This is a genomic window from Streptococcus sp. V913 (assembly GCF_054353455.1).
Genome location: NZ_JBTHHX010000004.1, coordinates 37115 through 51243, shown reverse-complemented (window position 1 = coordinate 51243; position 14129 = coordinate 37115). Strand labels below are relative to the sequence as shown.

Below are 14129 nucleotides of genomic sequence, written 5' to 3'. Positions count from 1 at the left end.
AACAACTCCCCTGCCTCTAGAAGACAAAGGAACTGTTTTATTGTATCTATTGTTTCTGATCTGTCACCGTTACTTGACCTGTTCGGTAATCAAGCTGGATTCCCTTTTGAACATTGGGGATTAGCACGTTGAACTCCAATTCGCCATCCGAAGATTTGGCTTCAATTTGTGAAGCAGATGGAACTAGATCCTCATTTGTCGCATAGTGGAGTGTCACGCGGTAACGGATCCTCTTATTTTTGTCCAAGGATTTTCTGACCAAACTCTCATAGTAGTTCTGACCTGTCGAATCTTCAGCCTGCGCTTGGTTAGCCCAAGCTGTCTGGACTGCAATGTTCTTAGGATTGCTTGTAGAAGCATCAAAACCATCTAATCCCCCTATCAAGGCATAACCCAGTAGATGTCCTCTATCAACTGCATGTGTATAGGCACCCTTTAGATTCTTAACCTGATGCCATCCTGGTGGCGTCCAAGAAGTGGAGCCATTTCCAGTCTCTTCTCGATTCTTATACTGCCGAGTCGCTTTGGATAAGAGGGCATTGGCAACAGTTGGGACTGTTTCTTTTCCAATTGTCTTTGTTTTATTATCCGCATAGGGTTTGCTAGAAACCTTGGCATCTAGATTAGTTTTATTGCCATTGACAACAAAGGCCCCTGCTCCATTCCACTCGAGGTCCCCCTTGATTTGGTTCTTAATTGACTCAGTTAAGACACTTTCAGCCAGCTCCTGACTGGGAGCTTCTGGAGCTTGTTTTTTCTGACTAACCTTAGTTCTAGGGCTATTTGGAGCGGACTGCATCTGCTTGATATAATAGCTTCCAGCAGCCAAGAGTAAGAATAGAAGTAACCCTATCAAAGTCTGTCTTGTTTTTTTGTCCATTTTTCTCCTTATTTCTTTAGAAAAAGACTGGTCTCCCAGTCTAATTTTCTGTAAATTTGCTAATCAATTCCTGCCACTTTGCTGGAGATAAGATAGCCCACGGATCCTGTCCCTTTCCTAGGATGCCATAGCCAACCATCAATCCGATTCCTAAAGCAAGGAAACCTATCAAGAGAACAATAAAAATCAACAGTAGGCGACGGAGTACATAGCGTAAGTTTTTATTCTTCTTCATCATTTGCCTCAATTCGCTGAATCTTCGCTCCTAGCTGAGCCAATTTCTCATGGAAACGGTAGTAACCTCTATCAAGGTGGACTAGTTTGCCGACAACTGTTTCTCCCTGCGCAACCAGACCTGTCAAAATCAAAGCAGCACTAGCGCGAAGGTCCGTTGATAGAACTTCTGCTCCCTGTAAAGCCTGTCCCCCAACAATACGAGCCGTGTCACGGATAATCTCTGAATGCAAGCCCATACGGCGCATTTCCTCCAAGTGTTGGAAGCGATTCTCAAACACCGTTTCCACCATGGTGGATTCCCCTTTTGCAACTGTCATCAGAGCTGTAAATTGTGCCTGCATATCTGTTGGAAATCCTGGATGTGGCAAGGTTTTTACATGAACAGCCTTGAGATTTTCAAGTCGAGAACGAACACGAATACCTTCAGATTCCTCTGTCACTTCAACACCCATCTCAAGTAGTTTTGAAATCAAGGGACGATTATGCTCCCATACTGCATCACGAACGAGAACATCCCCACCTGTCATAGCTGTAGCCACCATAAAGGTTCCGGCTTCGATACGGTCCTGTACCACATTGTGGGTCGTACCATGGAGTTCCTCAACACCAATCACGGTGATTGTTTCTGTGCCAGCTCCCTTGACCTTGGCTCCCATTTCATTAAGGAAGATAGCGAGATCAACAATTTCTGGCTCACGCGCAGCGTTTTCAATCACTGTCACACCATCAGCCAAAGTTGCTGCCATCATGAGGTTTTGTGTTGCGCCGACACTAGGGAAGTCCATATAGATATGAGCGCCATGCAAGTGATCTGCCTTTGCTTCGATGTAACCAGCTGTCTGGGTAATCTTTACCCCCATAGCTTCCAAACCTTTGAGGTGGAGATCGATCGGACGACTCCCGATGGTGCACCCCCCTGGCATAGAAACTTTGGCATGGCCTACACGAGCAAGGATTGGTCCCAAGACAACGATGGATGCTCGCATCTTGCTAACATACTTGTATGGAGCTTCCTCCGTGATATCACCAGTCGCATTGACCTCGACAATATGAGCTTCCTCATCAAAGTCCACCTTGGCATTCAGACCACGAACTACTTGATTCATGGTGAAAACATCTGACAAGATTGGGACGTTCTGCAAGACTGTCTTACCCTTGCTTGCTAGAATAGTCGCTGCCAACAAGGGCAAGACTGCATTCTTTGCTCCCTCGATTGTCACACTCCCGACCAGACGATTATCTCCGCCTTGAACCACAATTTTTTCCATAGTTGTTTCCTTTACTTTTGATTTTATAATAGTCCTCTAAGCGCTTCTTGCCACAGTTGGTACAAACTGATAAAGAATGAACTCAAGATGTAGCCCATTACAATACTACAGAAGCCGACCAACAAACGAACTTTTTTTGTGTTAGCAGCAGTTACTTTTAAAACCTTTTCCCATCTTACAAGATCTTTTAAAAGGTAAAAACTCAAATAAATAAAGAGTATATGACTACTTAGAGTGAATAATAATTGAACCATTTGACTATTATACCATCTTATCCGCTTGCGCGCTAGTTTTCGATTTTTCTACAAATTAGGGATTGTTTTTAAGGTAATCAATCGCATCCTGCAGGGTCTTAACAGGAACGATTTTCATCTCTGTTTTGATCGTTTTAGCAGCTTCTAAGGCTGTTTCATAGTTGCTTTTCGCATTGGGATCTGCTTTTTTTGCTTCTTCGGTGACTGGATTGTCAGGAGCAAAAAAGACGTTGGCTCCCTGACGAGAGGCTGCAACTACTTTTTTGTCAATTCCACCGATGTCGCCAACATTTCCATCGCGATCAATGGTTCCCGTTCCAGCAACGATGCGACCATTACGAAGTCCTGGATCTGCTATCTGGGTGTAGATAGCTAAGCTAAACATGAGACCGGCACTTGGCCCGCCGATACCAGCTGTTGAAAAGCGAATGGGAACATCACTGGTCACTTCCGTACGGTCAATCAGACCAATTCCAATCCCGTTTTTCCCGTTTTCGAGAGTGATAATTTTACCTTCTGCAGATTTGACTTTTCCGTCTTCTTCATAGGTTACCTTGACCGTGTCCCCTAATTGTTGAGAGTTGACATAGTCGACCAAGTCTTTTGAACTGTCAAATGTTTTGTCATTAACAGCCGTCACTGTGTCTGCAATGTTCAGCATGCCTTTAAAAGTCGAATTGTCTGTCACGGTTAAGACGTAAACTCCCAGGTACTTGAGTTCGATATCCTTACCAGCCGTCTTCAATCCTTGATACTTGGCCATGTTTTGAGAAGTTTGCATATAGAACTGATTGATCCGCATAAACTCTGCATCAGTAGAGCCACCCGTTGTCTCCTTGGCACTTCTAATATCCGTAAATGGTGTTAACCAAGCATAGACAAGATGCGACAGAGTTGCATGCCGAATACCAACTGTCACAAACTGGTAAGCTCCTGCTTCTGTATCTTCTGTTTCATTGACTTTTAAAACTTGACGAATATCTTCCGCTCCACCTGGAACTTCTATGTAGTAGGGCAAAGGTACTACAAAGGCTAAAAAAGTCAATACTAGTGCTAGGATGACATATAAGGGCCATCTAGTTTTTTTCTTCATGTTCTAATTCCTCCACAACACTGTTTGGGACATATTGCTGAATCTCCTGACCAAACTTCAGAAGTTCTCTCATGGCTGAAGAGCTAATATAAAGATGCTCTGGGCAACTATATAGGTAAATGGTTTCGATTTCTGGAGCCAGTTGATGATTGTAATAATCAAAACTAGACTCGTATTGCAAGTCGGTTGCATTCCGCAAGCCACGGATAAGGGTCTTAGCACCCAATCTTCTTGCAACATCGACGACTAGTTGGTCATGAGAAGCCAGCACCTCTACATTATCTAAATGCGCCACCGCTTTTTCGACTGCCCGTTTGCGGTTTTCAACAGGGAGAAAACCTTGTTTGTGGGGATTGTAGAACACCCCGACATAGAGCTTATCAAAGAGTTTGCTGGCACGTTCAATGATATCCAGATGTCCATTTGTCATCGGATCAAATGATCCTGTAAATAATCCAATTTTATCTGACATAGACTGTCACCTTACTAATCCCATATATTTTTTCCTTCCAGATGCCTAAGCAAGCGATTTCTTCTGGAAGTTCTACAGACTTATCGGTTTCGCAGACAACCATGACCTCTTGGGAGAAAAGGTTTCTTTCTGCCATTTTTTCGATATCTGCAACGATTTGTTCCTTGGCATAGGGAGGATCTAAAAAGACCAGGTCAAAGGGACCATTCACATGCTCCAAGGCTCGTTCAGCCTCCATCTTTAAGAGCTGAAATTTGGAAACTTCCTTGGTCATTTGGATATTTTCAGCGATGATAGCTTGTGCCTTTCGATCCCGTTCCACTAAGACAGCATGGGACATCCCACGCGAGACTGCCTCAATAGATAAGCCGCCACTGCCAGCATAGAGATCCAATACACGACCACCATCAAAATAGGGACCTATCATGTTAAAGATAGCTCCACGCACCTTATCCGATGTCGGCCTCGTCGTCTTTCCTTCTAGCGTCTTGAGAGGACGCCCTCCGTAGATTCCTGATACGATTTTCATACCGTTTATTATACCAAATTATAGGCAAAAAGAGAAAGAAAACCGAACCTTGCGGTTCGATTCTCTACAAGATATTTTCGTAAGTATCGCGGACTTCTTGCGGCCAAACACTAGTCTGAACCTCTCCGATGTGTTTCTTACGAAGAAGGAACATGGCCATCCGAGATTGTCCAATCCCCCCACCAATAGTCAATGGGAAAAGACCATTAAGCAAGGCCTTATGCCATTCCAACTCCAGACGATCTTCATCTCCTGTAAGAGCCACTTGGCGGCGAAGGGTGTCTTCATCTACCCGAATCCCCATTGATGAAAGTTCAAAGGCACATCCAAGAGATTCGTTCCAAACTAGAATATCGCCATTCAACCCTTTGTAGCCATTTTCAGACTCTGTTGTCCAGTCATCGTAGTCAGGTGCACGGCCGTCATGAGGTTTGCCATCAGGCAACTCGCCACCAATACCAATCAAGAAGACAGCACCAAACTCTTTACAGATTGCATTTTCACGCTCTTTCGGTGTCAAATCTGGATAGCGTTCCACCAACTCTTCTGTATGGATAAAGGTGATTTGTTTTGGCAAGATGGATTCAATATCGTAGCGCGCTTCTACGGCTAGCTCTGTCAGACGAATAGCCTTGTAAATCTTCTCAACGGTTTCTTTGAGATAAGCGATATTGCGTTGACCATTTGGAATCACTTTTTCCCAGTCCCACTGGTCTACATAAACTGAGTGAGTCGCATCAAGCGAATCTTCATCTGGACGAAGGGCCTTCATATGAACAAATAGACCTTCACCCTCACCGAAGCCAAAGCGAGCCAAGGTGTGGCGCTTCCATTTGGCTAGTGAGTGAACGACTTCATAAGTTTCATCTGGAATCTGCAAGACCTTTACGGATACTGGATGTTCGATACCGGACAGGTTGTCCTGCATCCCATCACCAACCTTGCTCAAGATAGGGCCTTGAACTTCAACAACTTCTAACTTATCTTTCAAATACTGGGTAAAGGTGTTTTTGACAAAGGAAATCTCTTCTTGCTGATGGATAAAACTTTTCTTCATAAACGGCTCCTCAAAAATTAGTTAAAAGCATTATACACCTATTTCCAAGAAAAGAAAAGAGTAAATAAGAAAAAGTCAGTGCTCTTTTGAACACTGACTCTGTCATTCATTAATCGTTTCGACCAAAGATTCGTAAGATGCTAAGGAAGAGGTTGATAAAGTCTAGATAGATGCTGAGCGCCATTGAGATGACCCATCCTGTCGCTACTTGTCCTCGTGACTGCTCATAAACATAGCGAATCTTTTGGTTGTCCCAAGCAATCAAACCTGAGAAAACCAAGACCATGGCAATACTAATCATGTAGTCAAAGAAACTATTGGCTAAAAATAGATTCACAACCATAGCAATGATGAGACCAACAAGCGCCGCCATCAAAGCTCGACCCATGCCACTCAAATCTTTCTTGCTGAAAATTCCGATCACCGCCATGACAAAAAAGAGAAGGGCACTGGATATAAAGGCTGATAAGACGGTCCCAGGTGTATAGAAGGCTACAACAAAACTGAGCGTAAATCCATTTAAAACAGAATAAACTAAAAATACTGGGAGAGCTGCTGGGCTGTTCTTCGCAGCCATGCTACTTGCAACAAAGACTAGAGCAAGTTCTGCAAAAGTTGCAATCATCAACCAGAGACGACCATGCATTAAAAAGTAAATCAACTGGGACTGAAAAACTGTCAACATCAAAGCTGACACGAGAGCTGATAGACCAATCCCAAGTCCTACAAAGGCATAAACCTTAGCGTAAAATTGATTGAGACCTGAACGTTCTTGAATAATCGTTTGATCCATTCTGATTCTCCTTTTTCTATAAATATGTCTTGATTATAACAAAGATTTTATAAATTAGCTAAAATAAAACATCAATATACCTGCTGCAACTGCCACGTTGAGACTTTCTGCTCGACCTTTCATGTCAATATGAACCAGCTGATCAGCACTCTCAGCCATGACAGAACTAATCCCCTGTCCTTCATTTCCCATGGCTAAAGCAAAGTTTTCTAAGGGAGAAAACTCATGATAATCCTTTGAATCTCTCGATAAGGTCGTTGCCAGAATGGGCAAGTTGCTCTTCTTTGCCCATTCTACAAAAGTGGCAACGGGCATACGATAGATAGGCAAATGAAAATGACTTCCTTGCATGGAACGCAGGGTCTTGAGACTGTAGATATCTGCTGACTTGTCTGAAACAATGACCCCTGTAAAACCTGCAGCATCCGCAGTCCGAATCATGGTACCCACATTACCAGGATCTTGGACATCTTCTAAAAATAGAAACTTACCCTGACTAAAATCAGGCAGTCCTACTTCCTCTCTTTGAATCACTGCAACAATCCCTTGAGGGGTTTGCGTATCTGCTAAATCTAGCAAGACTTCTTCAGAGACCCAGACAGTTTGAGAAAAAGCGACTAGCTGATCTCGGTAACTTTCTAAGGCAAAAATCTTCTCAATCGTCACTCCTGCTTGAACAGCTTCTTCAAACAAGTGCCAACCTTCAATCAAATAGGCAGACTTTCGATATTTTTTTTGATGCAATTTCTTGGCATTTTTTACCACTGAATTGGCTTTTGAGGTTATAATAGTCATAGAAGTATTATAACACAATCAAAGGGGTTTGGTATGCAAAAGGTTAGAATGATTGCCCAAGGTAGGGTGCAGGGTGTTGGTTTTCGCTGGGGCGTTTATACTTTAGCGCTTGAAATTGGTGGCATCACCGGTCGTGTCTGGAATAATGACGATGGCACAGTGGAAATTCTCGCTCAGGCAGACTCTTCTGCCACCATGGCAAAATTTATACAAGAAATCCGAAAAGGTCCGACACCCTTTTCAAAAGTTACCTATCTAGATGTACAAATGAGCAACTTTTCATCCTATCCAGACTTCAAAGTCGCAAATTAGGTCTCTAGAACTATTGTATATTTTACAAAAAAACAGTAGAATAGAAAGGTATAATTTTTAAAGAAGGAATGAAAACATTGAAATCTATTAAACGTTTTGCCCTCTCTGCTATGGGAGTGGCTATGCTACTCGTCTTGACAGGCTGTGTCCAAGTAGACAAAGCAACAGGACAACCTACTGGTTTTATCTGGAACACTATCGGATCGCCTATGGCAGAGGCTATCAAATACTTCGCTACTGATAAAGGTCTAGGCTTTGGTGTGGCTATCATTATCGTAACCATTATCGTACGTTTGATTATTTTGCCACTTGGTATCTACCAATCATGGAAGGCAACGCTTCACTCTGAAAAGATGAATGCTCTCAAACATGTGCTCGAACCACATCAAACACGCCTTAAAGAGGCAACAACTCAGGAAGAAAAACTAGAAGCACAACAGGCTCTCTTTGCTGCACAAAAAGAAAACGGCATCAGCATGTTCGGTGGTGTAGGATGCTTCCCTATCCTCATTCAGATGCCTTTCTTCTCTGCTATCTACTTTGCAGCCCAGTATACTGATGGAGTATCTAGCTCTACCTTCTTGGGTATCAATCTCGGTTCTCCAAGTATGATCCTTGTCGCCTTCGCTGGTATCCTCTACTATCTCCAATCACTCCTTTCCCTTCACGGAGTAGAAGACGAGATGCAAAGAGATCAACTCAAGAAAATGATTTACATGAGCCCACTCATGATTGTCGTCTTCTCCCTCTTCGCACCAGCCAGTGTGACACTTTACTGGGTTGTCGGTGGTTTCATGATGATTCTCCAACAGTTCATCGTTAACTATGTTGTTCGTCCAAAACTTCGTCAAAAAGTACGTGAAGAATTTGCCAAAAATCCACCAAAAGCAAGTTCAGCATCAACTACAGGCGGGCGAAAAGATATCACTCCTAACCAAGTAACTGCAATTACGACTACTAAGAAACATAAAAAACGTAATGCTGGTAAACAACATTCTAGAAAATAAAGTAACGGCTTAGCTGAAAGGCTAGGCCTTTTTTGCATCACAAAAGCCTGATGTTTCCATCAGGCTTCTTTTTTATCCATGTACACGTTTCATATAGTCTTGGTAGCTTTCTGTGTCCATGAGTTTTTTGGCATTCTTGACACGGTCTGCTGTTGGTGGTTTTACCCCTTCAAGTGAGTATGGAATTCCAAGTTCACGCCACTTGAATTCTCCCATAGTGTGATAAGGTAGAATTTCAAACTTATCAACGTTTTTGAGGGTTTTGACGAATTTACCAAGTTCGATCAAGTCCTCATCTCTATCTGTCAAGCCTGGAACCAGCACATGGCGAATCCACACAGGCTTCCCAATATCTGATAGATATTTTGCACAAGCCAAGATGTTTTTATTGGTTTGGCTGGTAACAATTCTGTGTTGTTCATCGTTGATTTCCTTGATATCCAAGAGAACCAAATCTGTCACCGCCATGAGTTTATTAAACTTTTCGAGATAACGTGGTTTATTACGGAACGGAAGGGCACAGGTATCCAAGGTACAGTGGATTCCTTTTTCCTTGGCCTTGGTAAAGAGGGCAATTAGGAAATCAATCTGTAAGAGGGCTTCTCCTCCACTAACAGTGATTCCCCCCTTGTCTCCCCAGAAACCACGGTAGCGAAGGGCTTCTGTCAAGACATCGTCTACCGTCCGTTCGCGTGATTTATTGGTCTCCATAGCCCATGTATCAGGGTTATGGCAGTACTGGCAACGCATGTGACAACCCTGCAAAAAGACAATGAAACGAATCCCAGGGCCATCTACCGCCCCAAAACTCTCTGTCGAATGCACCATTCCTGTCACTTGTCCATAGTCAATTGTTTCTTCAGACATATCGTCACCTTCCTTGAAACCGTTTTATAGTTTTATTATATCACGAGTAAGATGAAAAACAAGATTTTTTTGTCTATTTTTTAGAAAGCAATCTGTTTTTCACTTTCATTTTCAATTTCTTTTAATAATCCGATTCAAAATCAAAACCATACAAGGTTGCGAAATAGTCCTCAGGACGCTCTGCACGGCGGATTTGGCGAGCTTTCCTTTCCTCGGTATAGAGGATTTCTGCAGAACGCAGTTTGGCATTGTACTGGTAACCCATGGAGAATCCATGTGCACCTGTATCATGAATCACCAGCAAATCACCTATTTCTGTATGAGGTAGTTCGCGATTGATGGCAAATTTATCATTGTTCTCACAGAGCGATCCAACCACATCTACGACCTCAACAGGGCCGTCTGGATGAGTGAGGTTGGTGATATGGTGGTAGGCACCGTACATGGCTGGGCGCATGAGATTGACTGCTGAGGCATCCACACCCAGATAGGTACGGTAGGTTTTCTTTTTATGGGTGACTTTGGTAACGAGAACCCCGTGAGGTGCCAGCATAAAGCGGCCTAATTCAGTAAAAATCTTGACCTGACCAAGCCCTGCCGGCGTGAGGACTTCTTCATAAACCTTACGCACACCCTCACCAATCATTGCAATATCATTTGGCTCCTGGTCTGGGCGGTAGTTGACTCCGATCCCACCTGAAAGATTGATAAAGTCTAGTGAAATGCCCAATTTTTCTTTAATTTCCACAGCTAATTCAAAGAGCTGACGGGCCAACTCTGGATAGTAGAAATGGGTCACGGTATTGGATGCTAGGAAAGAGTGAATCCCAAAAGTCTTGGCTCCTTTTTCCTTCAAGATAGCAAAGGCTTCAAAAAGCTGGTCCTTGGTCATCCCAAACTTGGCTTCCCCAGGATTGTCCATGATATCTGTTCCTAATTCAAAGACTCCGCCTGGATTGTAACGACAAGAGATGATTTCTGGAATGCCTGCCGCTCGCTCCAGATGTTCAATGTCTTCAAAAGCATCCAAGTTAATGGTCGCACCTAATTCACGCGCATAGGCGTACTCTTGGTCTGGGGTATTGTTAGAAGAGAACATGATCTCAGAACCAGGAAAATCCAGTTTATGGCTCATCAAAAGCTCCACATAACTAGAACAGTCCACACCACAACCTTCCTCTTTGAGAATTTTCAAGATGGCTGGGGTTGGAGTAGCCTTAACTGCAAAATATTCCTTAAAGCCCTTGTTCCAGGAAAAGGCCTTGTTGACGGCTCGCGCTTTCTCGCGAATCCCCTTCTCATCATACAAGTGAAAAGGAGTCGGGAACTCTGCAACAATCGTTTCTAAATCTTCTCGGCTGATAAATGGTGTTTTCATAAGCATCCTTCTATTCTGTTTGCAAAGAAAGGCTGGGACAATCGTTCCAACCTTTAGTTCTATTTCTTATTTGTCTTCGTCAAAGATATTTCCAATCTCAACATCGATGGATTGGTTCTTAACATCAATATTGGTTACTTTCAAGAGTGACTTGTAATCAAACTGCTTTTCACGTTCTTCTTGGGCATTGTCTGCAAAAACTGCGACACCAGCTAGTTCCGAATCAAACTCACGCAAGAGACTGATCATCCCATTGACAGTTCCCCCACCTTTCAAGAAGTCATCCACGATCAAGACACGACTGCCTGCCTTGAGGCTACGTTTTGAAAGGAACATTTTCTCTATGCGGTCACCGCTTGAACCTGAAACATAGTTGACGCTGACCGTTGAACCTTCGGTAATTTTCAAGTCACGGCGCACAATGACAAATGGAACATTGAGGACATTGGCAACTGCATTTGCAAGTGGCACACCTTTTGTTGCTACTGTCATAACCGCATCGATTTTTTGGTCCATAAAGCTCTTGGCAATGATACGACCAATATTTTTCAAAATGGCAGGCGTACTAAGCAGATCAGACAGGTAGATATAGCCGCCTGGCAAGATACGATCGCTTTCTGAAAGTTTGTCACGCAAGTCTGCGATCATTTCTTTGGCTTCATGACTCGAAATTGATGGTGTAAAGATAACGCCACCACCTGCTCCAGTCACAGTCTGAATATGGCCGATTTCAATTTCCTCAAAGGCACGCTTGATAATCACGATATCCTCCGAAATCGATGATTTAGCAGATTCGTACTTTTCTGCAAAGGTGTTGAGACTTGTTAGTTTGTATGGATTATTAATCAAATAGTTGGAAATGACAACCATCCGATCACTTCTTCTTAATTTCATTTTTATTTACCATTCCATTTAATTTTGATATTTTATCCATTATACCACATTCACATAAAAAAACGAACATTATTGCGTAAAAAATGCTCGTTTTTCTTAAATTATTAATCTAAATCTGGTTTATAGAAGGAACGATTGTCCATAGCGAAGATTTTATTGGTCATCTCTCCTTTGTCCACCAAAGCTAGAGCCGTTGACATCATCATCATGCTGGCATCCAGATTATCAATCATATGAATAATCTCTGCCTCCATAATGCGTGGTCGGACCGGACTTCCATACTCCAGCAAGCCATGATGACTGAGAATGACATGGCGCAGTAGCACCACTTCTTCTCTGGTATCATCGATGCCGAGTTCCATGACTGTCTTGGTAATTTCGCTATCGATGAGGGCGATATGGCCGATGAGATTGCCTCGCACTGTGTACTCCGTCTGATCAGGACCACTGAGTTCTAAAACCTTGGCCAAGTCGTGCAACATAATCCCAGCATAAAGCAGGCTCTTATTGAGCTGAGGATAGATGTCGCTAATGGCATCTGCCAAACGCACCATGGTGGCTGTATGATAGGCTAAACCAGTTTCAAAGGCATGGTGGTTGGTCTTGGCAGCTGGATAGGAGTAGAATTCCTTATCATACTTGGTGTAGAGACTACGAACGATACGTTGCCATACAGGATTTTCAATCTTGAAAATCATTTGCGACATGTAGTCACGAATCTCCTTGACATCAACTGGAGATTTGACCTTGAAGTCAGCTGGATCATTGGGTTCGCCAGGTTGAGGCAAGCGGAGAGTAATTTGATTAACTTGAGGAGTGTTGTTATAAACTTCTCGACGTCCCTGCATGTGGACGACTTTCCCTGCGGTAAAGGCCTCAACGTTATGAGGTTGGGCATCCCAGAGTTTCCCTTCAATCTCGCCGCTATCGTCTTGGAAGGTAAAAGCCAGGTAGTTTTTCCCAGCTCGTGTCTGTCTCAGGTCAGCTGATTTAATCAGGTAAAAACCTTCAAACAGCTCATCTTTTTTCATGTGACTAATCTTCATATTCTTCCTCATCTTCTTGGAAATGGAGTAGATCAAGCGCAGGCTCACCTTCTGATAACTCAATGTGACGGAGCGTCCGCTCGATAGCTGTAGTACGACGGTTTAATAATTCATCAATATTGCCAGAGGCATGTTGGAGATGTTTTTGTGCCTTGACCAGAATGCCTCCGAACTTGCCAAACTCGGTCTTAACGCTGGCAAGAGTCTTGCTGATATGGTCAGCACTCTTTTGGATATTGAGAGTTTTGAAGCCAACTGATAGAGAGTTAAGCAGGGCTGATAGGGTACTTGGACCTGCGACAATAATCTGCTCTTCCCGTCTCAAATCATCAAAGAAGATCGGATTGCGAACAATCTCTGAGTAGAGTCCCTCTGTCGGAACAAACAAAACTCCAAAATTGGTCGTCCGAGGTGGTGCTATGTACTTGCTCTTGATATCCTTGGCGAAACGCTTAACGCTTGCTAAAAGCGATTTACGACAGCGTTCAATTTCGTCCTTATCACCTGCTTCATAGGCTTCTTCTAAGCGGTAATAATCCGCCAGTGGAAACTTGGAGTCAATCGGCAAATAGACAGTTTCCTGGTCACCTTGACCAGGTAACTTGATGGCATACTCCACTCGCTCGCTAGAGTTTTCAACCGTTGCAAATTCTCGTTCGTACTGGGCTGGTGTCATGATGTCTTCGATGATTTGACCCAGTTGCAATTCTCCCAGAATGCCTCTCGTTTTGGTTCCAGAGAGAACCTTGTTGAGTGCACCGACATCGCGGGCAACTGTCTGCATTTCTCCAAGGCCTCGATTGACCGACTCCAATTGCTTGGAAACTGTCTCGAAGGAAGCCTGCAAGCGCGTCTGCAAGGTCTTTTCCAGTTTTTCCTCGACCGTCTGGCGCATTTGTTCTAAACGTTGCTCATTTGATTCCTGCAAGGCTTGGAGACGTTGGTCGGTCTTATCTCTGGTTTGAAGGAGATTCTCGTTCATCTCCTGTCTAACTTGCGTCAGGCCTTGGTGCAACTCCATTCGCACTTCCTGCAAACGGTCGCTGACAGCCACTTCCAAGTCTTTTTGATCTAGCTGACTGGCTTGCCTGGCTTGTTCAAAGCGATAATCCAGTTGATCTGAAAGATTGTCTGCCTGATCCTCCAAACTCTTGCTTAGGTGTTTCTCCTGCTTATCCTGCCTTTGCCAAATCAGAAAGAGTCCAGCTAGGTTGGCAATTAATAATAGTAATAATACAGTCTCCATC

Annotated in this window: 17 protein-coding genes; 2 read left to right on the top strand and 15 right to left on the bottom strand. The window is 43.5% G+C overall.

What is annotated here, in order from left to right; translation table 11 throughout:
* Positions 1–46: 46 nt before the first annotated feature.
* The 10 genes from ACXYSL_RS07380 to ACXYSL_RS07335 all read right to left on the bottom strand — a co-directional run bounded on the left by ACXYSL_RS07380 (position 47) and on the right by ACXYSL_RS07335 (position 7378).
* Positions 47–880 carry a DNA/RNA non-specific endonuclease gene (locus tag ACXYSL_RS07380; RefSeq protein WP_268713979.1) on the bottom strand — a complete coding sequence of 278 codons (834 nt, stop codon included), beginning with the start codon at positions 878–880 and terminating at the stop codon, positions 47–49.
* Between the two features lie 40 nt (positions 881–920).
* Positions 921–1115, bottom strand: coding sequence for a DNA-directed RNA polymerase subunit beta (locus ACXYSL_RS07375; protein WP_268713980.1), 195 nt, complete (start codon positions 1113–1115; stop codon positions 921–923).
* Complete coding sequence (gene murA / locus ACXYSL_RS07370; RefSeq protein WP_458624379.1) at positions 1102–2385, bottom strand: UDP-N-acetylglucosamine 1-carboxyvinyltransferase; 1284 nt, start codon at positions 2383–2385, stop codon at positions 1102–1104. The genes ACXYSL_RS07375 and murA overlap by 14 nt, the downstream gene beginning before the upstream one ends.
* A 23-nt stretch (positions 2386–2408) precedes the next feature.
* Positions 2409–2639, bottom strand: a complete 231-nt coding sequence (locus tag ACXYSL_RS07365; protein WP_458624378.1) for a DUF1146 family protein — start codon at positions 2637–2639, stop codon at positions 2409–2411.
* A 55-nt stretch (positions 2640–2694) separates the two neighbouring features.
* The gene (locus ACXYSL_RS07360) at positions 2695–3732 is read right to left on the bottom strand and encodes a SepM family pheromone-processing serine protease (RefSeq protein ID WP_458624377.1); all 1038 of its coding nucleotides are present in this window, start codon (positions 3730–3732) and stop codon (positions 2695–2697) included.
* Complete coding sequence (gene coaD, locus ACXYSL_RS07355; protein ID WP_458624376.1) at positions 3716–4204, bottom strand: pantetheine-phosphate adenylyltransferase; 489 nt, start codon at positions 4202–4204, stop codon at positions 3716–3718. Before coaD ends, ACXYSL_RS07360 begins: the two co-directional genes overlap by 17 nt.
* On the bottom strand, positions 4194–4733 hold the full coding sequence (gene rsmD, locus ACXYSL_RS07350; protein WP_268713983.1) for a 16S rRNA (guanine(966)-N(2))-methyltransferase RsmD: 540 nt from the start codon (positions 4731–4733) through the stop codon (positions 4194–4196). Before rsmD ends, coaD begins: the two co-directional genes overlap by 11 nt.
* A 64-nt stretch (positions 4734–4797) precedes the next feature.
* Positions 4798–5790, bottom strand: a complete 993-nt coding sequence (gene asnA, locus ACXYSL_RS07345; protein WP_458624375.1) for an aspartate--ammonia ligase — start codon at positions 5788–5790, stop codon at positions 4798–4800.
* 109 nt (positions 5791–5899) lie between these two features.
* Positions 5900–6583: a Bax inhibitor-1/YccA family protein gene (locus ACXYSL_RS07340; protein WP_458624374.1), complete on the bottom strand. Its 684-nt coding sequence runs from the start codon at positions 6581–6583 to the stop codon at positions 5900–5902.
* Between the two features lie 54 nt (positions 6584–6637).
* Complete coding sequence (locus ACXYSL_RS07335; protein WP_458624373.1) at positions 6638–7378, bottom strand: TrmH family RNA methyltransferase; 741 nt, start codon at positions 7376–7378, stop codon at positions 6638–6640.
* 33 nt (positions 7379–7411) lie between these two features.
* On the opposite strand from ACXYSL_RS07335, the gene ACXYSL_RS07330 reads away from it, so the two are divergent.
* Together ACXYSL_RS07330 and yidC are read left to right on the top strand one after the other, a co-directional pair.
* Positions 7412–7690, top strand: coding sequence for an acylphosphatase (locus ACXYSL_RS07330; RefSeq protein ID WP_001174619.1), 279 nt, complete (start codon positions 7412–7414; stop codon positions 7688–7690).
* 77 nt (positions 7691–7767) lie between these two features.
* Entirely contained in the window at positions 7768–8697 is a 930-nt protein-coding gene (yidC, locus tag ACXYSL_RS07325; RefSeq protein ID WP_025172373.1) for a membrane protein insertase YidC, read from the top strand.
* Positions 8698–8769: 72 nt separating this feature from the next.
* Here yidC and pflA read toward each other — a convergent pair whose 3' ends face one another.
* From pflA to ACXYSL_RS07300, 5 genes are all read right to left on the bottom strand, one after another.
* The gene (gene pflA, locus ACXYSL_RS07320; protein WP_001288279.1) at positions 8770–9564 is read right to left on the bottom strand and encodes a pyruvate formate-lyase-activating protein; all 795 of its coding nucleotides are present in this window, start codon (positions 9562–9564) and stop codon (positions 8770–8772) included.
* Positions 9565–9685: 121 nt separating this feature from the next.
* On the bottom strand, positions 9686–10942 hold the full coding sequence (locus ACXYSL_RS07315; RefSeq protein ID WP_195217314.1) for a diaminopimelate decarboxylase: 1257 nt from the start codon (positions 10940–10942) through the stop codon (positions 9686–9688).
* A 66-nt stretch (positions 10943–11008) separates the two neighbouring features.
* Positions 11009–11836: a pur operon repressor gene (purR, locus tag ACXYSL_RS07310; RefSeq protein ID WP_002874197.1), complete on the bottom strand. Its 828-nt coding sequence runs from the start codon at positions 11834–11836 to the stop codon at positions 11009–11011.
* Positions 11837–11940: 104 nt separating this feature from the next.
* On the bottom strand, positions 11941–12882 hold the full coding sequence (locus ACXYSL_RS07305; protein WP_000703206.1) for a 3'-5' exoribonuclease YhaM family protein: 942 nt from the start codon (positions 12880–12882) through the stop codon (positions 11941–11943).
* Positions 12872–14128, bottom strand: coding sequence for a DNA recombination protein RmuC (locus ACXYSL_RS07300; protein ID WP_458624372.1), 1257 nt, complete (start codon positions 14126–14128; stop codon positions 12872–12874). Before ACXYSL_RS07300 ends, ACXYSL_RS07305 begins: the two co-directional genes overlap by 11 nt.
* Between the last annotated feature and the right edge of the window lies 1 nt (position 14129).